Here is a 21,995-nt window from a genome sequence, read left to right on the forward strand (position 1 = left end):
GTCAGGGGATACAACAGGGGAGTCCAAATGGTGTTTCAGATCGCCGTAGGTTCCACGGAGCTCACGCCGAAGGTCCCGGCGTTCCCGAGCCTGTGGATGGGGGGCTACGGGTGGAGCCCGCGAGGAAGCTCGCCGGGCAACGTGGCGCGCGAGCTCAAGGCGCACTGCATGGTCATCTGGGACGACGGGTACCCGAACGTCCTGCTCCGCGCCGACCTCATCAGCATTCCGCGTGACATGAACCAGTGGATCCGCGGCACCCTCATCGACGAGGGCCTGCTCTCGGACACCGACTTCATGATGGTCAGCAGCCACACCCACTCCGGACCGCTGGTCGGTGACATCAGGCCCAACCCCTACATCCTCATGGGGCTGAACCAGGCGGACATCGACGCGGTCAACGGCACGACCAACGTGCTGATCGACCGCCTGCTCGACCTCGTGCGCGCGACGCTCAACAAGACCCGCACGACCGTGACGTTCCGGTACGCCGAGGCGTCGGTCAACATCGGCTACAACCGCGTCGAGCACCAGACCTACGTCATGAACACGGTGCCCATCCTGGTCGCCCGCAAGGCCAACAACAACCGCGTCGCCATCCTGTTCGGCGCCGGCTCCCACCCGGTCTCGCGCGGCAACGACACCACGTTCGACTGCGACTACCCCGGCCGCGCGGCCGCCCAGATCGAGGCTTCCCTCGGCGTCCCCGCGATGTTCTTCCAGGGCACCTGCGGCGACCAGAACGCCAACGAGCCCCGCGGCAACGCCCAGGTCATCAACCTCGGCGACAAGCTCGCGAACGCGGTGATCACCAAGATCAACGCGAACACCGGCTTCACCAACGTCACCGGTCCGATAATGACCAGGATCGAGGAGGTGCAGCTGCCGTTCGCGGTCGACACCTCCAACCCGACCGTGGTCGCCAACCTGCGCAGCCGCTACGCGGCCCGCCTCACCCAGTTCCCGACCGACGACGTCAACTACCGCCACGCCAAGGTCATGGTCGACATGATCGACGGCCCCGGCCTGCCGACCCACATCGCCATGCCCATCCAGCGCTGGCAGTTCAACGGCCTCACCATCCTCGCGCTCGCCCACGAGGTCCTCAGCGGCTTCCACGTCAGGCTCAAGGCCGCCTACCCCGGCAAGCTCTGGATCATGGGCTACGCCAACGAGGTCGAGGCCTACATCGCCCCGGACGACGTCCTCTGGAACGGCGGCTACGAGGCCGGCTTCGAATGGCCGGACAACACCATCGCAGGCGGCGGCAGCTTCGCCGAGGTCTACGCCTGGCCCGCCCCCCTGAAGGCCTCACCCGTCGGCGTCACCCCCGCAGTCGCGGGCAGCGCCGAGAAGATCATCATGGACTGCTGCCTAGACCTCCTGAACAACCCGTAACAACAGCCAGAACCACACCACTCGGCCCCGCATCCTCCAAGGACGCGGGGCCGAGTGCTGTCCGATGCAGGAGCGCCCACTACCCCCCCATCGGCGCAGCCGCCCCCTCGCATCCGGCGCGGAGCGCCCGCCGCCCTGCCGACGCGCAGCGAGGTGCCCTGCCGACGCGCAGCGAGGTGCCTTGCCAACGCGCAGCGAGGTGCCCTAAACCGGCACAGCCGACACAAGCGGAGCCAGACCTCCCCCTGCCCCCGATACACAGCGCCCTCCTGCCACACCCCAGTTTGTCAAGGCATCTTTCCCGCCTTGACAAACTGGGGTGTGGCATTGAGACAATCGCGCACCGGGGGCCGGGCTACGCCGCCCAACCCCACCCACCCCCGCACCGGACGCCGCCCTACGCGTGATCAGCCGAAACCAACCCCGCCACATACCGCCCGATCTCCAACGCACAAGTAGCCGCAGGCGAGGGCGCGTTCAGCACATGCACCTGCCCCTCCCCCTCCTCCACCAGAAAATCATCCACCAACGACCCGTCCCCCAACATCGCCTGCGCCCTCACCCCGGCCCCCGCGGGCACCAAATCCTCCGCCGTCACCGCGGGCACCAACCGCGCCAAACTCCCCGCGAACCTCTCCCGCGACAACGACCGCAGCACTTCTTCCACCCCGGTCCGCGCAAACTTCCGCGCCAACCTCCACGTCCCCGGGAACCGCACCACATCGGCCACGTCGACCAACGACACGTCCCGCCACCGATACCCCTCCCGCCGCAACGCCAACACCGCGTTGGGCCCCGCGTGCACACTCCCGTCCAACATCCGGGTCAGGTGCACCCCCAGGAACGGCAACGACGGATCCGGCACCGGGTAGATCAACCCCCGCACCAACCCCCGGCTCTCCGGCCTCAACTCGAAGTACTCCCCCCGGAATGGCACGATCGTCGCCTTCGGCCGGAACCCGGCCATCCGAGCCACCCGATCGCTGTGCAACCCCGCGCAGTTCACCAACGCGTCCGCAGTAATCACCCCCTGCGGCGTGGCCACCTGCACCCGCCCCCCACCGGCCCGGATCCCCAACGCCGGACTGAACAGCCGCAGATCCGCCCCGTACCCGATCAACAACCGCACCAGCGCCTCGCACACCGCGGGGTAGTCGATCACCCCCGTGCTCTCCACCCGCAACGCCGCGACCGCCGACACCTCGGGCTCGTACTCCAACGCCTCGGCGGCCGAGATCAACTTGGCGGGCACCCCGTTCGCCTCCGCCCGCTCGGCCAACGACCGCAACCGCGGCAACTCCTCCTCGGAGGTCGCGACCACGAGCTTCCCGCACACCTCCACCGGCACCCCGTGCTCACGGGCGAACGCGATCATGGACGCGTTCCCGGCGACCGACATCCGAGCCTTCATCGACCCCGGTTTGTAGTACAGCCCGGCGTGCACGACGTTGCTGTTGTGGCCGGTCTGGTGAGCCGCCCAGCGCCCTTCCTTCTCCAGCACCGTCACCCGATCGCCGCGCGAGGCCAACTCCGCCGCGACGGCCAGTCCGACGATGCCGCCGCCGATCACCACCACACGCCGCACCGGTGCTCCCATCACTCGCCCGACAGTCCCTTGAGGATATCGAGGTGGACGACCGGATCCGGGAGATGTCGGGGGTTGTCGCGACAAGTGCTCGGGCAGTCCAACCGCCGCGGAAAAGCACTTCGGGCTATACGCCCGGACGCCCGAGCGGACAGCATCGGGATCGCACGGGCAAGGCGGTCCAGCCACTCGTGGCCGGACCCGGAAAACGCGCTCGCGGTTACTCCGGCGCAACGCGGGTGTGATGAGTCGGGCCGACGGGGAATCGCGACTCGGATGTGTTCACGAGGGCGACCGCACGAACCGAATACCGCGCCGTACCCCTGCGACAGGCACTTCGCGGCGATCCACCACCGTCGACGGCCCATCAGGCCCGTGCTCGGCGTAACACCTGCTCAACAGGTCCGCAACACACGTGTCGCCGCGTGCGGGCAGAGGCCCCTCAGGGTCCCTCTGTGATGACATGTCCGAAAGATTATCGGCAGCAGAAGACAATTCCTGAAGCACACGATCCGGCGAACGCGTCGTTCGCCGGATCGTGTCACGTCGTCCTAGCGGGAACGGCGCTTGCGGTGCTTCGAGCGCACTTTGAAAAGGCCGATACCCATCTTGTAGGCGTCGTTCACCACGTTGATGGTGCTACCGCCACGCGTTTGCTGACCACGCAGCCGAACCGGGACCTCGAGCGGACGAATTCCGTCCTGCTCGGCGAGGTACGCCAATTCGGTGGTGAGCAGGAAACCCGGCTCGGTCAATTTTCCGACCACGCCGCGAGCCCATTCACCGTTGAGCACGAAAGTGCCCTGCGGGTCACGCGTGCGCATACCCAGAACGGCGAGCCGGAGCACCAGGAATCCGGTGCTGAGCACCGCGCGCACCAGGCTGCGGTCGATTGCCGAGTCCGGGTGCGCCTTCGAGCCGATGAACACCTTGTGCTTGTCCAGGCCCGCTTTCCTGGCCTGGTCGATGTCGTCGAACCCGAACGGGAGGTCGTCGGCGGTGAGCACGACGTGGTTGCCCCGGCTCGCCGCGATGCCCATCCGCAGCGCGTTGCCCAGGCCCTTCTCCGAGCTCAGGACCCGCAGTTCGACCTGCGTGAACTGCCACGACTTCTCGATCGACCTGGCGAGTTCGAGCGTGTTGTCCGTCGACCCGTTCTCGACCACGACGATCTCGTTGCGCTCCCCGTCGAGGTGCTCGCCGAGTTCCTTCAACGTGGCTTCGAGGCCGTCCGCGCCGTTGTACGCCGGCACGATGTAGCTGAGTGCGACTGGACTGCTAGCCCCTGGCGTTCCCACGTCAACTCCCTGGCAGACTGTGCCGATGCTGGCCAGTTCGTTTCCGGCCTGCGACGGCACGCACCCTATCGCGGGTGCGCGTCGGTGCCGGTAGCGCCTCTCGTTCTCGGCCGCCAGTGATCGGATCCCATGCGAAAGGGCGATGCAGTGACTCTGACCGAGAGTCGAGCCGTTGATCTTCCCGATTCCGCCGGACCTGGCGACAACGCCACCGGTGAACGGGGTGGTCGGTGGATCGGTTTCCTCACCGTCGTGGGCGTTGCGGCCTTCGTCGGGATTGTCGCGCAACTGCCGCTGATCCGTAATCGGATCTTCTATTACTGGGACGATTCGGCGGCCGCGTTTCTACCGCACTGGTTCAGAATCGGGACCGAGCTGCGCAACGGCAACTGGCCCATGCTGGCGCCGGACGTCTGGATGGGCGGCAACTTCCTCAGCGAGGTCCAGCTGTCGCTGTGGAACCCGGTGTCGCTGGCCAACTACGTGCTGGTCTCGGTCCTGCCGGACCTCGCGGTGGCCGCCACCCTGGTGAAGACCGAGTTCCTCGTCCTGCTCGCGGTCGGCACGTACCTGCTGGCCCGCGACTACGGCGCGAACCGCGGTGCGGCGGCCGCCGTCGCGACCGCGCTCCCGTTCTCCGGCTACACCCTCTACTTCGACGCCTCCGCGTGGGTCGCGGGCCTGATCGGCTTCGCCTGGCTGCCGTGGGTCTGGTGGGCCGCCCGCCGCGTCGGCACCGGCCGGTCCAACCCGCTGCTGCTGCTCGTCCTCGGCTACCTCGGCATGAGCGTCGGCAGCCCGTACGGCGCGCTCGGCATCGTCGTCATCCTGCTCGGCGTCGCGATCGAACTGCTGGTCCGCAAGAACTGGCCCGGTCTGATCAGGGTCGTCGTGACCGGCGCGCTCGTCGGCATGAGCACCCTCGTGGTCTACCTGCCGCTGCTGGGCAGCTCCTCGGTCACCTGGCGCACCGACAGCAAGCTCGACAACGACGGCTTCCTGGTGCCCGCCCTCTCCGACCTGTTCGGCCTGAGCGCCCCGACGTTCCAGGCGCAGCTCGAGTCGTGGCAGGGCGCCCACGCGTTCACGTTCCCGATCACCTACCTGGCGTGGTTCGTCGCCCCGCTCATCCCGTGGCTGAAGTGGTCCGAGCTGCGCGCCCGCGCCAGCAGCTACCTGGGCCTGTTCATCTTCGGCACGGTCTACCTGCTGTTCACGATCGGCCCGTCGAACATGGGCATGTTCCGCTGGCCCGCGCGGCTCGTCGAGTACGTGTACCTGCCGGTCGTGGTCCTGTTCGCGATCGTGCTCACCAAGGGGCTGCACAAGTCCGCGGTGCGGAACCGGTCGATCCTCAGCGGCGTGATCGTGCTGGGCGGCTTCTACCTGTCCTGGGCCTCGCAGCCGCACAGCTTCCAGTACCACCTCGGTGCCGCGGTCGGCGTCGGGATCCTGCTGGCGGCCTTCCTCGTGGTGACCCGTCGAGCGCCCAAGTACGCCGCGCTCGTCCTGGTGGTCGGAACCGTGGGGGTGCTCGGCTTCCAGCTGATCCACTACACGGGCAACAACAACGTCAACCCGTGGAACTTCCCCCACGACGTGTCCGCGATGCAGGACCGGTTCGACCACCGCTACGAGGGCAGCACCCTGCTCATCGCCGACACCGGCGCGCTGGCGAAGAACACCGGCGGCATGTCGCCCGACCAGAGCTGGCGCGACGGGCTGCTGGGCGCGCAGTGGGAGGTCGCGGGCGTCGAGGCGCTGAACTCCTACACCGGGTTGGGCTACAGCGCGTTCTCCGAGGCCCTGTGCATGAACTTCTACGGCGGCGTGTGCCCTGGGGCGTTCGACCGGATCTGGAAGGCGACGTCCTCGAAGGTGGACGTGCCGTTGGCGGACACGCTGCGGTTGGAGACCGTGGTGGTGGCCAACGGGTACCTGGACGGGCCGACGACCGTGCCGGACGGGTGGTCGGAGCAGGAGCGGACCGAGGCGGTGACGGTTCTGCACCGCGACGCGCCGCTGCCGTGGACCGACGGCAGGCTGTCGTACGCGGCGTCCGGTGTGGACGTGACCGAGGACAGGTCCACTGGGGCCGAGGGTGAGACGTCGAAGTACACCGGGGACGGTGGGACGGTGCTGTACGCGGCGCTGGCCTGGCCAGGGTGGACGGCCACTGTGGACGGCAAGAGCGTTGAGGTGAAGCAGGGGCCGGCAGGGGTGATCCAGGTGGATCTGCCCGCGGCGAAGGACGGTGGGAGCACTGTGGTGCTGGACTTCCAGCCGCCGGGGTTGAGCCTGGGGTGGAAGGTGACCGTGGTGGCGCTCGTGTTGGGCCTCGGCTTCGCCGTGTTCGTGTTCGTGAGTGGGCGTCGGCGGAAGACGGTGCCCGCGGTGTAGGTGGGTTGAGCGGAGGCGCCCCGGAGCTTTGGCTTCGGGGCGCTTTTTGTTGAGGTGGGGTTTTGGCACGGGGTGGCTGTCGTGGTGGACACCGGGTGTCGGTGGACTGGTCCCTCGACACCGGGCATCGGTGCCCGCCGTTCTCCGGGTGCGGGCGCGCTCGCTGCCGTCTGGGTTGGTGGCTTGTTGGTCTTGAACAAGCGAAAGGGCCCGTGCACCTGGGTGCGCGGGCCCTTTCGCTTGCTTGCCGGAGGTCAGCCGAGGGCTGACACGGTGGCGTGGTGGACTGCCAGGTGGGCCGGGAGGATGGCCGCGCGTTCCGCGGTCACCTCGGTGGAGCCGGCGCCCTTTTCCAGCAGGTTGAGGAAGTGGTTGAGCTGGGCCGCGAGCGGTTCCGCGCTTTGCATGATCGTCGGCAGCTCGATGACCGTCTGCTGCTTGTACCCGACGCCGTCGGCGGCGGGTGAGTCGGCGACGTGGCGGTAGATCGTGATGTCCCTGCGGAGCAGGTCGATCTCGATCAGCCGGTCCAGTTCCAGCACGGAGATCTGGCGGACCTTGCGCTGGGAGATGCGGCTCGCGGAGATGGTCGCGAGGGCGCCGTGCGCGAACGACATGGTGGCGTCCGCGCTGTCCTCGGACTTGTTCTCCTGGGACTGCGGCTGGAAGAAGCCGAAGGAGCCCTTGACCGCGGACGGGGCCTCGCCGATGAAGCCGATCGCCAGGTCGATGTCGTGGATCAGGAGGTCGGTGGCGACACCGGTCTTGATCCGCGGCACGAACGGGGAGTGGCGCATGGCGTTGATCTGGACGACGTCGCCGATGAACTGCTTGGCCGTCAGGATCGCCGGGTTGAAGCGCTCGAGGAAGCCGCAGACCAGCGGGAGGCCGAGGCGTTCCGAGGTGGCGACGAGTTCGGCCGACTGCTCGTAGGTGGCCGCGAGCGGCTTCTCCACGAGCAGGGGCTTGCCCATCTCCAGGACCTGCCTGGCGATGTCGTAGTGCGCCTCGGTGGCCGCCGCGATGACGACGGCGTCGACCTTGGCCAGCTCGTCGATCGAGTCGGTGTAGGTGGCGCCGTACTTCTCGGCGATCTCCTTGCCGATCTCCGCGCGCTGCTCGACGAGCAGCGTGAAGTCCGCGCGGTCGGACTGGGAGAGCACGCGGGCGTGCAGCGAGCCCATCATGCCCGCGCCGACGAGGGCGATCTTGGGCTTGGCCGTGGTCACGCGCCGAACACCTCCCGGACGGAAGAGACGATGGTCTCGAGTTCGGCGTCGGTGAGCTTCGGGTGCACGGGCAGCGACAGCGCCTGCTCCGCGACCTTCTTGGCCACCGGCACGTCGGAGGCGATCACGTCCGCGCGGTCGCGGTAGCAGTCGTAGTCGAACACCAGCTTCGGGTAGTAGATCCCGTTGCCGATGCCCTTCTCGGTCAGCTTCTCGGACAGCTCGTCGCGGGTCACCGCGGCGTCGTCGCCCACGAGCAGCGTGTACTGGTGCCACACGTGCTCGCGGCCCGGCAGCACGCCGGGAACGGTGACGCCGGGGATGTCGGCGAGGCCCTTGGACAGCGCCTCGGCGTTGCGCTGGCGCGCGGCCGTGAGCGTCGAGAGCTTCTCCAGTTGCGGGATGCCCAGCGCGGCGTGCAGGTCGGTCAGGCGGTAGTTGTGGCCCGCCATCTCGTACTGGTAGCGGGCGCGCATGCCCTGGTTCCGCATGACGCGCAGCTTGTCGGCCAGCGCGTCGTCGGAGGTGGTGATCATGCCGCCTTCGGCGGTCGTGATGTTCTTCGTGGCGTAGAGCGAGAAGCAGCCGATGCCGAAGCTGCCAGCGGCCTTGCCCTCGAACGTCGCGCCGACGGCCTGCGCGCTGTCCTCGACGATGGTCAGGCCGTGCTGCTCGGCGAGCGGCACCAGCTTGCCCATGTCCGCGGTCTGGCCGTACAGGTGCACCGGCATGAGGACCTTGGTCCGGTCGGTGACCTGCGCGGACACCGCGTCGGCGTCGATGCAGAAGTCGTCGGTGCGGATGTCCGCGAACCGGGCTGTGGCGCCCGCCTCGAGGATCGCGTTCAGCGTCGCGACGAAGGTGAAGGGCGAGGTGATGACCTCGTTGCCCGGCTGGAGGTCCAAGGCCTGGATGGAGGCCACCAGCGCGGTGGTGCCGTTGTTCACGGCGATCGCGTGGGGAACCCCGGCGACGACGGCGAACGCTTCCTCGAAGCGCTTGACCATCGGGCCCTGGGCGATGACACCGGACCGGAGCACCTCAAGAACCAGCGGCTCCGCGTCTTGGACGTCGACAACGGTGATGGGAATCATGCAGCAGTCTTTCGCTCCGGAGACGGTGGACCGCGTCCGGTACAGTGACTGGTCGTCCCGCCCCTGACGCGTTGCCACACGTTACCCGCCGATTGCGGCCGTGTTGCCGTGGGTCCACAGCAGGGGGCAGGGCAGTGACCTGGGTCATTCGACGACTTCTGAGCAGGAACGGACCTCGTGGCCAACCGCATTCACCCCACCGCCGTCATCGGCGCGGGCGTCGAACTGGGCGATGACAACGTCATCGGCCCCTACGCCGTGATCGTCGGGCAGACCAGGATCGGCAGCGGGAACTGGATCGGCCCGCACGTCTCCATCGGCACCCCGGCGGAGGACCGCACCGGTCCGCACCCGGCCGGATGGGACGGTGAACTGGAGGGCGCCGGCGTCGAGATCGGCGACGGCAACCGGATCCGCGAGTACTTCACGATGCACCAGGGCACCTGGCGCACGACCCGCGTCGGCGACGGCAACTACCTGCTGTCGCGCACCCACCTGGGCCACGACTGCCTGGTGGACGACTTCGTCACACTGGCGTCGGTGCAGCTCGGCGGGCACTGCCACATCTGGTCGCACGCGAACATCGGCATGGGCACCGTCGTGCACCAGAAGGCCGAGGTCGGGCCCGGTGCGATGGTCGGCATGGGCGGCGCGGTCCGCAAGGACATCGGCCCGTTCACGATCTCGGTCGGCAACCCGGCGAGGGTCTCGGGCATCAACGTGGTGGGCCTGAGCCGCCGCGGCTGCGACGAGGCGACGATCACGGCGCTGGAGCCGTTCCTCAAGGGGACCGGCGACCTGCCCGCCTCCGGCGTGCCGGAGGACCTGGCGACCCTGCTGAAGGCGTGGGCCGACCGCGCCCCCGCCGACCACTGACCCATCCCCCGAGCACGGAGATCGAGAACACCATGGCGCTGAACGACAAGCTTCGCGACGTCTTCGTCGAGGCACTGGGCATCGACGCATCCGTCGACGTGGAGAACCTCAAGTACCGCGACATCGAGGAGTGGGACTCCGTCGGCCACATGGCGCTGGTCGCGGCCATCGAGGACGAGTTCGACGTCGAGTTCGCGACCGACCAGGTCATCGACATGAGCAGCTTCAAGGTCGCCGTCGACATGCTCGAAGGTCTCGGCGCCAAGGCCTGAGCGGCGTCGAATGGCCGGGGCCCGGAACGCGCGTTAGCGTGTTTCGGGCCTGCTTCATGCCGGTAACGAGCCGTCTCGGTGGACAAGTACCCTCGACCGGGATCCAAGACGCGCGCCTAACAGGACTGGTTGAACTGTGACTGACCTCACCGGCAAGGTAGCCATCGTCACCGGCGGTACCAGGGGGATCGGCCTGGCCACCGTCACGGCGCTGGCCGAGGCGGGTGCGACCGTGGTGCTGACCGGTCGCGACGAGGCCGTGGCCAAGGAGGCCGCGGCGGGCGTCCCCGGCGGCCGGGCGACCGGCGTGGCACTGGACGTCACCGACTCCGCGGCCGTGAGCAGCGCGATCCGCGCCGTCGCCAAGGAGCACGGCAGGCTGGACATCGTCGTCGCGAACGCGGGCGTCCTCGAGGGCGCGCTGGTCGGGATGATGAAGGACGACCTGATCGAGCGGATGCTGTCGACGAACGTCGCGGGCACGCTCTACACGGTCCAGGCCGCCGCCCGGTCGATGATGCGCAAGAAGTCCGGCTCCATCGTGCTGCTCGCCTCCATCGCCGGTGAGCAGGGCAGCGCGGGCCAGAGCGCGTACGCGGCGTCGAAGGCGGGCGTGACCGCCATCGCGAAGTCCACCGCCAAGGAGCTCGGCAGGCACGGGATCAGGGTCAACGCGGTCGCGCCCGGCGTGATCGACACGGCGATGACCGCCGCGATGGGCGAAGAGGCCATCGCCGCGAACGTCAAGGAGACCCCGCTCGGCAGGCTCGGCGCCCCGGAGGACGTGGCCAAGGCCATCCGCTTCCTGGCCGGCGACGAGGCCGCGTTCATCACGGGCCAAGTGCTCGGCGTCGACGGGGGCCTCGTCCTGTGACGGCGCGCGGCCTGCTCGACGCCGGTGGCCGGCTGGTCGACGCGGCCGGCGGCGAGGTGCTCGAAGCCGAGGAGCTGCGCACGCGGGTCGGCGCGGTGGCCGCCGAACTGGCCGACGTGCCGCCCGGCGTGCTGTTCGCCCGCACGGACGTCGACCTGGCCAGCGTGCTCCGGTACCTGGCGGCGTTCGAGGCGCACCGCGCCGTGGCCCTGCTCGACGCCGGTCAGGACCGCGAGGTGCTGCTGGAGCTGGTCACCCGCTTCCGCCCGGCCGCCGTCCTCGGCGCCGACGGCGACGCTCCCGACGGCTACCGCGACGGTGTTGCCGGTGGTCCGGCGTGGATCCGCGAGTCCGCCGACGGCGTGACCCCGCACCCCGACCTGGCCGTCCTGCTGCCCACCAGCGGCTCGACCGGCAACCCCAAGTTCGTCCGGCTCTCCCGCGCCGCCGTGCTGGCGAACGCCGAGGCCATCGCGGACGTGCTGGGCATCGACGCGGCCGAGGTCGCGCCGACCACCCTGCCGCTGCACTACAGCTACGGCATGTCCGTGCTGAACAGCCACCTCGTGCGCGGCGCGACCGTCGTGGTCGAGGGCTCCGGCGTGATGGGCAGGCCGTTCTGGTCGGCCGTCGAGGAGTACAGGATCACCTCGCTGGCCGGGGTGCCGTACCACTACGAGATGTTGAAGCGGCTCAAGTTCGACCCGGCCAAGTACCCCAGCCTGCGCACGATCACGCAGGCGGGCGGCAAGCTGCGGGACGACCTGGTCGTGCTGTTCAACGACAGGATGCTGGCCGTCGGCGGCCGGATGTTCGTCATGTACGGGCAGACCGAGGCGGGTCCGCGGATGTCCACCATCCCGGCGGAGAAGCTGGCGGACAAGATCGGCTCGGCCGGTCCCGCGCTGCCCGGCGGCGCGTTCGTGATCCGCGCCGAGGACGGCACCGAGACCACCGAGCCCGACGTCGTCGGCGAGGTCCTCTACCGCGGCCCGAACGTGATGATGGGCTACGCGGAGAGCGAGGCGGAGCTGGCCGAGGGCGACACGCGTCACGGCGAGCTGGAGACCGGCGACCTCGGCAGGCTCGACGCGGACGGGTACCTGCACCTCACGGGCAGGCTCAAGCGGATCGGCAAGGTCTTCGGGAACCGGGTCAACCTCGACGACCTGGAACAACTGCTGCGCGGTTCGGGGTTGGACCTGGGTGCGGCGGCCGCGGTGCCCGCGGGCGACAAGGTGGTCGTCTGGGTGGAGGACTGCGCCGCCGACACGCGCAAGGCTGCTGCCCGCACGCTCGCGGAGAAGCTGCACCTGCACGTGTCCGGATTCGACGTGCGGGACATCGACGCCCTGCCGCTGCTCCCCAGCGGCAAGATCGACTACCGCTCCCTGGAGGGACGGGCATGACTGCCACAGCAGAAGGCGTCTTCGGACTGGCCCAGGCCGAGCGCGAGGCGGCGCTGCTGCCCGCGCTGACCGAGCTGACCGAGCACCACCGGGCCACCTGCGAGCCGTACGACCGCATTCTGGGCTCGCTCGGGTACGCGCGCGGCGCGGAGTTCGGCACGGTCGAGGAAGTGCCGTGGCTGCCGGTCCGGATGTTCAAGCACCACGTGCTCAAGTCCGTGCCGGACGACGAGGTGTTCAAGGTCCTCACGTCGTCGGGCACGACCGGCGCCGAGGTCTCCCGCATCTACCTGGACAAGCAGGCCGCCGGCGACCAGCCGCGCTACCTCGGCCGCACGCTCCAGGCCGTGCTCGGCGAGAAGCGCCTGCCGATGCTGATGGTCGACACCATCGGCATCATCAAGAACCGCCGCTCGTTCTCGGCCCGCGGCGCGGGCGTGCTCGGCATGGCGAACTTCGGCCGCCAGCACGTGTACGCGCTCGACGAGAACGACCAGCCGGACGTGGAGGCCATCAAGGGCTTCCTGGCGAAGCACGGCTCCGAGCCGTTCCTGATCTTCGGCTTCACGTTCATGGTGTGGCAGTACCTCTACGAGGTCGCCCGCGAGCACAAGCTCGACCTGTCCAACGGCATCCTCATCCACTCCGGTGGCTGGAAGAAGCTCATCGACAAGGCCGTGGACAACGCGGAGTTCCGGCGCGCGTTCGCCGCGGACACCGGGCTGACCCGGATCCACAACTACTACGGCATGGTCGAGCAGCTCGGCACCGTGTTCCTCGAGGGCCCGACGGGCAATTCGCTGTACTGCCCGGACTTCGCCGACATCGTGATCCGCGATCCCGAGACGTGGGCCGAGCAACCTGTCGGCGTGCCGGGCGTCATTGAAGTGGTCAGCACCGTGCCGCGCTCGTACCCCGGTCACGTGCTGCTCACCGAGGACCTCGGCGTCGTGCACGGCGTCGACGACGGCGACTGGCCGGGCAAGCGGTTCTCGGTACTGGGTCGTCTGCCGCGCGCGGAAGCCCGTGGATGCTCGGACACCTTCAGCGGAGGGCCCGTCGACGTGCGTACCTCAGCGGAGACGGCATCAGGAGGAGCGGCGTGAGCCCCATCCAGCAGCGGTTCCCGGCCGGGCCGGACGTCGAGGTCACCGACCTCCTCGCCTCGTTGACCGCCGAACCGGAAGGCGGACGGCTCAAGGTCGGCGACCCGCGGATCGTGGACTTCATCGTGAAGTTCGCCCGCAAGCTGCTCGCCCCCGCGACCGCCCGCCGGTTCCCGGAACTGGCGTCGCTCGGCTTCTTCCTGCGCCGCGGTGAGATCAACAAGGCGCTGGCGGGCCTGGAGACGGCGGGCGACGAGCTGCGCTTCCCGCGCGGACTGGTCTTCCACGTGCCGCCCGCCAACGTGGACACGATCTTCGTGTACTCGTGGGCGCTGTCGGCGCTGGCGGGGAACCCCAACGTGGTCAGGATCTCCGCGCGCTCCGCCGGTGCCGCCGAGACCGTGATCGCCTGCCTGAACGAGGCGCTCGCCGAAGCGGACCCGATCGTCGCGCAGACCCAGCGCATGGTCACCTACGGCCGCGACGAGGCCGTGACGTCGGCGCTGTCGGCCGCGTGCGACCTGCGCGTCATCTGGGGCGGTGACCGGTCGGTCACCGAGATCCGCAAGAGCCCGATCGCGCCGCACGCCCGCGACCTCACGTTCCCGGACCGGGCGTCGTTCGCCGCGATCTCCGTGGACGGCTGGGCCAACGCCACCCCCGAGCAGCGCCGCGACGCCGCGACCGGGTTCTACAACGACTCCTACTGGTTCGACCAGGCCGCCTGCTCCTCGCCCCGGACCCTGTTCTGGGTCGGCGACGAGGCCGCCGCGCAGATCGGCCGCACCGAGTTCCTGGCCCTGCTGGGCGAGGTCGTGGCCGCCAAGCACTTCGTGGTCGAGCCCGCGATGGCCGTGCAGAAGCGGGTGTCCGCCTACGGCGTCGCCGCCGAGGGCCACGCGACCGCGATCCACTTCAACGGCAACGCGGTCGCCACGATCGAACTCGCCAACCCCGCCGACGTGCCGCGCGAGTGGCTCGGCGTCGGCACGTTCCCGCAGGCGACGCTGACCGGGCTGGACGAGTTCGTGCGCATCGCCGAGCGCAAGGACCAGACGTTCAGCCACTTCGGCTTCCAGCGCGAGGAACTCGTCGAGTTCGCCCACGCCCTCGCGGGCAGGGGCATTGACAGGATCGTCCCGTTCGGGTCTGCTCTCAGCTTCGCCGCGGTCTGGGACGGCTACGACCTGCTGTCCGAGTTCAGCCGCCTCACCACGGTGACCGGCTGAGCCATGGCCGAGCACACTTCGCCCCCCGACATCACCGGAGAACCGATGAAGGTCCAGGACGACCTGGCCACCACGGACGGCACCGCGGCCGAAGTAGCCGCGCCGCCGTCCAGCCGCAAGGCGACCATCATCGCGTGGGCGAAGCGCCTGCTCGTCGTGCTGGTGCTGGCGGCAGCCACGTACCAGGTCGTCGACCAGTGGAACGCGGTGTCGAAGACACTGCTGTCGCTGTCGTGGCAGTCGATCGTGCTGTCGATGCTCGCGGTCTACGCGGGCGTCTGGCTCGGCCCGGTCGTCTGGAAGGTCGTGCTGTCCGACCTCGGCGCCCCGGTGCGGGTGTCGGAGGCGTCGAAGTTCTACCTCGTCGGCCAGCTCGGCAAGTACGTCCCCGGCGCGGTCTGGGCCGTGCTGCTGTCCATGGAGCTGGCCAAGGAAGCGGGCGTCAGCCGCGCCCGCAGCTTCACCGCGGGCCTGATCGCCACCGGTCTCGGCGTGGTGGCCTCGATGATCACCGGGCTGCTCGCGCTGCCGATCATCCTCGACGGCGACCACCCCGAGCTGCTGTGGCTGTTCGCGCTCCTGGTCGTGGGCCTGGTGTTCCTGCACCCGGTGCCGCTGACGTGGCTGGTGTCGACCGTGCTGAAGCTGCTCCGCAAGGCACCGCTGCCGCACCGGCTCAACGGGTTCGCCATCTTCAAGGGCGTCGTGCTGGCCGTGGCGATCTACGTGATGTTCGGCGTGCACCTGTGGCTGCTGGCCACCTCGGTCGGCGCGCCCGGCCTGAACACGCTGATCCTGTGCGCGGGCGCGATGGGCGTGTCGATGACCGCCGGCCTGATGGCGTTCTTCCTGCCGTCCGGCCTCGGCGCCCGCGAGGCCGTCATCGTGGCCGCGCTGGCCACCGTCATGCCCGCCTCGCAGGCCCTCGCGCTCGCCGTGGTGTCCCGCCTGATCTTCACCATCGCCGACCTCAGCTCCGCCGGTGTCGCGGCGGGCTTCGTCTGGTTGCAGGGCAAGCGCGGCGTCGCACCGACCGCGCCCGCCGCCGACTAGAGCACCTCAACGAGGAACGGCCCCCGCCATGGCGGGGGCCGTTCTCGTAGGAGCGACTAGCTCCCGGCCTGCTGCCAGTTCCCGAAAGCGCTGTCGGGGCCCGCGGTGGTCTGGATCGCCTCGTACAGCTTCGCGTCGCCGCCGACGACGAGCACGCGCACCTTGCCCATGGCGTCGCGGACCGCGGCGGGTCCGACCTCGCAGTAACCGCCCAGGTCCGTCCAGGCGCCGAACGCGCCGTTGGACGCCTGCCGCGAGACGCTGACGCCGTAACCGTTGTTCCGGCTGAACGCCAGGATCCGCGGCGTGGCACCCCCCGAGGTCACCGCCGACACGGGCCCGACGCCGCCCTGGCCGCCGATGTGGGTCAGGGCCGTGGCCCACGCGCCGTTCGCGGTCTTCTCCGCCAGCGTGCCGATCGCCCCGTCGACCTGCTCGCGGCTGACGATCCGGACCTTGCCGGTCGACTCGACCGCGACACCCGGTGCGAACGTGGACTCGGCGGTGGCGGTGAGCGCCTGGTACACCGTGCCCGCGCCCGGATTCTGGTACCAGTGCAGGGTTTTGCCGTTGCCGTCGGCGAAGACGTGCAGCTTGCCGCTGGGGGCGGTGACCGCGACCGGCGGAGTCATGGCCTTGCCGCCGCCACCCGCGACCTCGTACCAGGTGCTGAAACCGGTGCCCTCCTCGAAGGCGTTGCTGATCTTGCCGGCGGCGTTGACGACGTACATCTCGATACCGCCGTCGGAGTTCACGCCGAGCGCGGGCGTGCCGTAGGCGGGGGAGGCGCCGTCGGGGTTGCCGACGTCGGTCCAGGTGGTCTCGAAACCGGCGCCCGGCGCGGACTGCTTGGTGGTGAGGACCGAACCGGTGTCCAGGTCGAGCACGGCGACGCGCAGCTTGCCGTCGCCGCGCAGCGCCACCGCGACACCCGGCGCGAACGAGCCCGCCTTCAGCTTCGTCGGCCCGACCCAGGCGCCGCCGTTGGGCTGCTTCCACATCATCAGCGAGTCGCCCGCGACGACGAACGCGTGCAGCACGCCCGTGCTGTCGATCGCGGCCCACGGTGCCACCACCGGCCAGCGCTGGTAGTTGCGGGCGAGGTTGGTGTCGAACGCGCCGCCGGTGAGCGGGTCGTGCGCCGCGTACGCCTGGTAGCCGGCGGTCTTCGGGTTGAGCAGCGCGTCCGGCACGTTCGCGGGCGCGTTCTTCGTGTTGTAGCAGCGGTAGCGGGTCAGCAGGACGAACGCCCTGCCCGTGGGGCCCTGGTAGGCCTTCACGGCCCTCTGGGCGAACTTCGCGGCGGCGACGTGGTCCCAGTGGTCGGGGTTGTCGACGAAGCGGAGGTCGTCGGGGTGCGGGTCCTGCACGCGGATGGTGGTCGGCTGGAACTGCGCGAGCAGCGCGAGCAGCACCGCGTCCAACGCCGCCTGGTCGTACGTCTGGACGGGCACGGCGCTGCCCGTCGGCCGGATCGTGGTGGTGGTGTAGCCCGTGCTGTCCCAGAGGTTCGTGAGCGCGTCGATGTGCAGGTCGTCGCCCGCGTCCGGCAGGCTCAGGTAGACCATCTGGATCTGCGGGGCGCCGTTCAGCGTGTCGATCTCGACGGTCTTGCCCGCGACGGCCATGGTGGCGCGGGTCCAGCTGTTCGGCTTGCCCGCGAGCACCGCCCACGCGCTCCGGGACCCCTCCTGGAGGCTCGCGGCCAGCTGCTCGCGGGTCTGCGCGCCGTCGACGCCGTTGAACTCGTCGGCGCCGAGGACGATCGTCCTCACCGGACGCCCCGACTGGATCGAGGGCTGGATGTCCGGGTTCAGGAACAGCAGGTCGTCGTCGGTGTGCGCGACGACCTGCAGGTAGCTTCCCCCGGTGGGCAGAGCGCGCGCCCCCGCTGCGCCCGCCGTGCCGGTGTTGACGCCGATCGCGGCCGTGGTGGCGGCTGTGAGACCGGCCACCATCACCGTTCTACGGCTGATGTGAGCCATGTAGTTCCCCCCAACGAATGAACCTGCCCATGCGAACAGGCAAGGAGACGCCCGATGTGTTACATCGGTTGCCTCTGAATTCGATTCGGGGGAATTTCTCGTTACGCAGGGCTCGAACGGTGGCTAAGCAACCCTGATGTGTGTCACCCTCGCGGGCTAGCTAGTGCTGCACAGTGATGAGGAGTCACCCGGATGAGGATCACGAAGACCACCCGGTTGGTCGCGGTCGCGCTCGGGCTCGTGGCGGTCGCCCTGCTCGGCGCGGCACCGGGCTCCGCGGTGCTCGCGAACCAGCCCGGTTCCGTGCGGATCACGCGCTAGAACCAGCGCTCCAGCACCAGCGCCACACCGTCGTCGGTGTGCTGGGCGGTCACCTCGTCCGCCGCCCCGAGCGCCTCCGCGTGCGCGTTCGCCATCGCGACCCCGTGCCCCGCCCACTCCAGCATCGGCACGTCGTTCGGCATGTCCCCGAACGCCACCACGGCCTCCCGCGGCACACCCGCGCGCTCGGCCACGTCCGCCAGCCCGGTCGCCTTCGTGACACCGGGCGCGGACAGCTCCAGCAGACCGCTGTTGGTGGAGAAGGTCACCACGACCTCCTTGCCCAGCACGGCTTCCGCGGCCACCGCCATCTCCGCGCTCGTCATCGTGTCGTGCTGCGCGAGCAGCTTCACGGCGGTGTGGCCGAGCACCTCGGCGAGCGGCACCTCGACGTCGTCGCTGTCCAGCCACGGGTGCCGGTAGGACCGCTCCGCCACGAACGGCCGGACGTCCTCGTCGAACGCCGACTCCCCGACCCGCTCGGAGGCCAGCGCGACGTCCGGGATCGCCTCGCGCAGCGCCTCGGCCAGGTCCGCCAGCAGCACCGGCTCCAGCCCGCGCCGCCACACCACCCGGTCCTCGCCCACGTCGTAGAGCGCCGCGCCGTTGGCGCACACCACGAACCCGGTCGTCCCGACCTGCTCGGCGATCATCGGCACCCAGCGCGGCGGACGACCCGTGACCAACACGAACGGGGTACCCGACCCGATCACCCGGCGCACCACCGCCGCGGTCCGTTCGCTCACCCGGTTGTTCAGGCCGATCAGCGTTCCGTCGATGTCCGAGGCAACCAAGCGGGGTCTCTCCACGCCCCCATACTGCCTTGCCCGTTCGTGGCCGTGGGGTGGTCATCGTTACTGTTCCCCTGTGCGTACCGGCATCGTCATCCTGCCCGAACACCGCTGGTGGGTGGCCGAACCCAAGTGGCGCGCCGCGGAGGAGTTCGGCTTCCACCACGCGTGGACCTACGACCACCTCGGCTGGCGCACCCTCGTGGACGGCCCCTGGTTCGGCGCGGTGCCGACCCTCACCGCGGCCGCCATGGTCACGTCGAGGATCAGGCTGGGCACGCTCGTGGCCACCCCGAACTTCCGCCACCCGGTGCCGTTCGCCCGCGAGCTGATGACCCTGGACGACGTGTCCGACGGGCGCATGGTGCTCGGGGTCGGCGCGGGGGCCCAGGGCGGGTACGACACGCAGGTCAGCGGCGGTGGCGACGTGCGGGGGCGGGCCGCCCGGTTCGCCGAGTTCGTGGAGCTGCTGGACCTGCTGCTGACGCGTGAGCGCACCACGTGGGAGGGCGCTTTCTACTCCGCCGTCGAAGCCCGCAGCGCCCCCGGCTGCGTGCAGCGCCCGAGGCTGCCGTTCGTGGTGGCGGCCAACGGGCCGAAGGCCCTGGACGTGGCGGTCCGCTACGGCACCGGCTGGATCACCACCGGCGCGGGCGGGGAGACCGTGGAGGAGTGGTGGCGCGGGGTCGAGTCGCTGTCCGACCTCTTCGACGAGAAGCTCGCCTCCATCGAACGCGCTCGGGAGACGGCCGACCGGTACCTGCTGCTGGACGCCGCGCCGCTCTACTCGCTGACGAGCGTCGAGGTCTTCCGGGACGTGGTCGGGCGGGCCCAGGAGCTGGGGTTCACCGACGTCATCACCCACTGGCCGCGGGAGTCCGGGGTGTACGCGGGCAGCGAGTCGGTGCTGGAGCAGGTCGCGGCCGAGGTGCTGCCGGAGCTGACCGCGGTGCCGATGCCCTGGCCCGCCCCGCCCCGGCAGGAGTGATCAGGTGAGCGGGTCGGTGGCCAACCGCCCGTCCGGTCCGACGGCCAGCGCGAGGACACCATCCCCGTCCGGGACGACCACCGGGTAGTCGACCGTCAACGCCCCCCTGGACGTCCACGGCGCGAAGCCGCCGCCGGGGAGTTCACGGGTCGTGGTGACGGCCCCGGCGGCATCGCGCCCGACCAGCACCAGGCCGTCCCGGACGACCGCCGCCACCTGACCCGGCCCGCCGGGGCCCGGAACGAGCACCGGAGCCCCCCAGCCGGTGGGCGTCCGCCTGCTGACGGCGACCTCGCCCGTCAGCGCCACCCGGTACAGCAGCGCGTCCCGCAGCACGACGGGTGCGGCCGCCGGGGTCACCGAGGGGAACACCGGGTCCCAGCCGTCGTGCCAGCGGCGGATCCCGGTGGTGGTCATGCCGAACACCTCGACGCCGTCCGGGCCGTCCACGGCCGCGAGGCCGTCGAGGACGCCGGACCCGCCGAGGTCGGTCCACCCGCCCCAGGAGCCGTCCGCGCCCTGCGATGCCCTGGCCACCCCACCGCCGCCGGTCCGGACGAACACGCTGACCGGGCCGTCCGGCGCGGCCAGCGCGAACGGCGTGCCGACGTCGGTGCCGGGGGACGGGCTGCCCAGGTCGGTCCACTCGCCGCCGTGCCAGCAGGTGATCCCGTCCTCGTCCGTCCGCCGGCCGCACACGTGCAGCCCGTCGCGGCCGGTGGCCACGCTCAGCGCCGGGGCCAGGACGCCGCCGGGGGGCGCGAGGTCGGCGCTCGTCCAGGTGCCGTCGCGGCGGGTCCAGCCGGTGACCAGACCCCCGCGGACGGCGAACGCGCGCAGGTCGCCGTGCTCGTCGCGGCCGACCCACGAGACACCTCGCGGCCAGCGGTGGTACATGCGCCTGGGCCAGTCCTGGTAGCTCTGCTGGGTGCCGACCATGGGGTCGTGGACGCGGTACCTGGCGAAGTCGTCGAGCTTGTCCTGCTGCTGGGCCCGATCGAGGTTCACCGGTACCTGCTCGACGTTGTAGTCGCGGTAGCCGACCTGCACGAACACCGGCTGCTTCGCGGACCTGCGGTAGAGCAGGGCGGCTTCCTCGGTGAACCTCGCGGTCATCAGGTGGTCGGGGTGGTCGTAGAACGGTTGCCAGTGCGGGTACGAGGTGTCCGGGTGGGTGTCCTGGGTGCGCACGACGGTCGGCTGGAAGCGGGTCATCAGCGTTTGCAGCAGGTCGAGCAGCGCGTACCTGGTGTACCGGTAGGACCGCGGCACCAGGGAGCCCGCGGGCACGAGGGTCGCGGCGCGGAAGGACTCGCTGCGGTCGGCCCACAGCTTGCGCAGGGCGTGCGCGCCGCCGTGGTCCTCCGGCAGGTTGACGAAGATCAGCTTGATCCGCGGCTGGGCGGTCAACTCGTACTGCTCCACGGAGTGGTCGGCGTCGATCCGCAGCGCGGAGCCGCGCCACTCGTCGGTCGCGCCCGCCATGGCCGCGTAGGCGGCGCGGACGCCCGCCTGCCGCTGGGCGATGTAGCCGGGGACGTCGTGGGCGTCGGACTCGCCGCTGGTCAGGTACACCGTGACGACCTGGCGGCCCGCGCGGACGTCGTCGCCGAGGTCGGGGTTCATGAACAGCAGGTCGTCGTCCTGGTGGGCGACCACCTGCAACGACAGCGGGCCGGACGACGCGCTGTCGGCGGGCACGCGGGCCGAACAGGCGATGACCAGCCCGGTGAGGGCCAGCGCGACGAGCAGGCGCAGGTGCTTCACGGTGCCGCGTTCTCCGGTTCGACGGGTCGGGGCACGACCGCGTCCTCGTCCTGGTGGGTCCCGGCCGGGATTCGGCCTCACGGGGGTCACGCGACCCGCCTGCCCGGTGGTTGCACCCGGCGATCGTCGTCGCGGTCGGCGACACGCCAGGGTGACCGGGCACGCGACGACCTGGGAGTTCGGCGCGAGACCCGCCCCGCGGTGGGGCCGTCGGGTCATCGACCCCTCTGATCACTGCGTACAGTAACGGCCGCAGGACGCCGGGCAGGGTAGTGGTGCAACCTGAAGACCACCTGAAGCGTCTTTAACTGCGTAGGAGT

Annotated in this window: 18 protein-coding genes; 11 read left to right on the forward strand and 7 right to left on the reverse strand. The window is 70.1% G+C overall.

Going from position 1 to position 21,995, the window contains the following annotated elements; genetic code table 11:
• Positions 1-27 precede the first annotated feature (27 nt).
• The gene (locus tag RM788_RS25870) at positions 28-1,398 is read left to right on the forward strand and encodes a hypothetical protein (protein WP_315934357.1); all 1,371 of its coding nucleotides are present in this window, start codon (positions 28-30) and stop codon (positions 1,396-1,398) included.
• A gap of 397 nt (positions 1,399-1,795) precedes the next feature.
• Here RM788_RS25870 and lhgO read toward each other — a convergent pair whose 3' ends face one another.
• Entirely contained in the window at positions 1,796-2,983 is a 1,188-nt protein-coding gene (gene lhgO / locus RM788_RS25875) for an L-2-hydroxyglutarate dehydrogenase (RefSeq protein ID WP_315934358.1), read from the reverse strand.
• Positions 2,984-3,534: 551 nt separating this feature from the next.
• Entirely contained in the window at positions 3,535-4,569 is a 1,035-nt protein-coding gene (locus RM788_RS25880) for a glycosyltransferase (protein WP_315934359.1), read from the reverse strand.
• A 108-nt stretch (positions 4,570-4,677) separates the two neighbouring features.
• On the opposite strand from RM788_RS25880, the gene RM788_RS25885 reads away from it, so the two are divergent.
• On the forward strand, positions 4,678-6,681 hold the full coding sequence (locus tag RM788_RS25885) for a YfhO family protein (protein ID WP_315934360.1): 2,004 nt from the start codon (positions 4,678-4,680) through the stop codon (positions 6,679-6,681).
• 254 nt (positions 6,682-6,935) lie between these two features.
• Here RM788_RS25885 and RM788_RS25890 read toward each other — a convergent pair whose 3' ends face one another.
• Both RM788_RS25890 and RM788_RS25895 read right to left on the reverse strand, forming a co-directional pair.
• Positions 6,936-7,910, reverse strand: a complete 975-nt coding sequence (locus RM788_RS25890; protein WP_315934362.1) for a Gfo/Idh/MocA family protein — start codon at positions 7,908-7,910, stop codon at positions 6,936-6,938.
• Entirely contained in the window at positions 7,907-9,004 is a 1,098-nt protein-coding gene (locus RM788_RS25895; RefSeq protein WP_315934364.1) for a DegT/DnrJ/EryC1/StrS family aminotransferase, read from the reverse strand. The genes RM788_RS25890 and RM788_RS25895 overlap by 4 nt, the downstream gene beginning before the upstream one ends.
• Before the next feature lie 177 nt (positions 9,005-9,181).
• Here RM788_RS25895 and RM788_RS25900 point away from each other — a divergent pair, with 177 nt between their 5' ends.
• From RM788_RS25900 to RM788_RS25930, 7 genes are all read left to right on the forward strand, one after another.
• Positions 9,182-9,880, forward strand: a complete 699-nt coding sequence (locus RM788_RS25900) for a UDP-N-acetylglucosamine acyltransferase (RefSeq protein ID WP_315934365.1) — start codon at positions 9,182-9,184, stop codon at positions 9,878-9,880.
• 32 nt (positions 9,881-9,912) lie between these two features.
• Positions 9,913-10,152 carry an acyl carrier protein gene (locus tag RM788_RS25905; RefSeq protein ID WP_106185904.1) on the forward strand — a complete coding sequence of 80 codons (240 nt, stop codon included), beginning with the start codon at positions 9,913-9,915 and terminating at the stop codon, positions 10,150-10,152.
• A 136-nt stretch (positions 10,153-10,288) separates the two neighbouring features.
• Positions 10,289-11,026: an SDR family NAD(P)-dependent oxidoreductase gene (locus RM788_RS25910; protein WP_315934366.1), complete on the forward strand. Its 738-nt coding sequence runs from the start codon at positions 10,289-10,291 to the stop codon at positions 11,024-11,026.
• Positions 11,023-12,435: an AMP-binding protein gene (locus RM788_RS25915; RefSeq protein WP_315934368.1), complete on the forward strand. Its 1,413-nt coding sequence runs from the start codon at positions 11,023-11,025 to the stop codon at positions 12,433-12,435. Before RM788_RS25910 ends, RM788_RS25915 begins: the two co-directional genes overlap by 4 nt.
• Complete coding sequence (locus tag RM788_RS25920) at positions 12,432-13,541, forward strand: LuxE/PaaK family acyltransferase (RefSeq protein WP_315934369.1); 1,110 nt, start codon at positions 12,432-12,434, stop codon at positions 13,539-13,541. The genes RM788_RS25915 and RM788_RS25920 overlap by 4 nt, the downstream gene beginning before the upstream one ends.
• Complete coding sequence (locus RM788_RS25925; protein WP_315934370.1) at positions 13,538-14,770, forward strand: acyl-CoA reductase; 1,233 nt, start codon at positions 13,538-13,540, stop codon at positions 14,768-14,770. The genes RM788_RS25920 and RM788_RS25925 overlap by 4 nt, the downstream gene beginning before the upstream one ends.
• Positions 14,771-14,815: 45 nt before the next feature.
• Positions 14,816-15,823 (forward strand): lysylphosphatidylglycerol synthase domain-containing protein, encoded by a 1,008-nt coding sequence (locus RM788_RS25930; RefSeq protein WP_315934371.1) that lies wholly within the window; start codon positions 14,816-14,818, stop codon positions 15,821-15,823.
• 56 nt (positions 15,824-15,879) lie between these two features.
• Here the strand turns inward: RM788_RS25930 and RM788_RS25935 are convergent, their stop codons facing one another.
• Complete coding sequence (locus RM788_RS25935; protein ID WP_315934373.1) at positions 15,880-17,808, reverse strand: DUF8189 domain-containing protein; 1,929 nt, start codon at positions 17,806-17,808, stop codon at positions 15,880-15,882.
• Between the two features lie 192 nt (positions 17,809-18,000).
• Here RM788_RS25935 and RM788_RS25940 point away from each other — a divergent pair, with 192 nt between their 5' ends.
• Complete coding sequence (locus RM788_RS25940; RefSeq protein ID WP_315934374.1) at positions 18,001-18,129, forward strand: hypothetical protein; 129 nt, start codon at positions 18,001-18,003, stop codon at positions 18,127-18,129.
• Here the strand turns inward: RM788_RS25940 and RM788_RS25945 are convergent.
• Complete coding sequence (locus RM788_RS25945) at positions 18,126-18,938, reverse strand: HAD family hydrolase (protein WP_315934376.1); 813 nt, start codon at positions 18,936-18,938, stop codon at positions 18,126-18,128. The genes RM788_RS25940 and RM788_RS25945 overlap by 4 nt on opposite strands.
• Before the next feature lie 58 nt (positions 18,939-18,996).
• Between RM788_RS25945 and RM788_RS25950 the strand changes: the two genes are divergently transcribed.
• Entirely contained in the window at positions 18,997-19,908 is a 912-nt protein-coding gene (locus tag RM788_RS25950) for an LLM class flavin-dependent oxidoreductase (RefSeq protein WP_315934378.1), read from the forward strand.
• Here the strand turns inward: RM788_RS25950 and RM788_RS25955 are convergent, their stop codons facing one another.
• A complete protein-coding gene (locus RM788_RS25955) occupies positions 19,909-21,675 on the reverse strand; it encodes a PIG-L family deacetylase (protein WP_315934379.1) in 1,767 nt (588 codons plus the stop codon). It lies immediately after the preceding gene.
• Positions 21,676-21,995: the final 320 nt, after the last annotated feature.

The sequence above is a fragment of the Umezawaea sp. Da 62-37 genome (assembly GCF_032460545.1).
In the GTDB taxonomy this organism is placed as follows: Bacteria; Actinomycetota; Actinomycetes; order Mycobacteriales; family Pseudonocardiaceae; genus Umezawaea.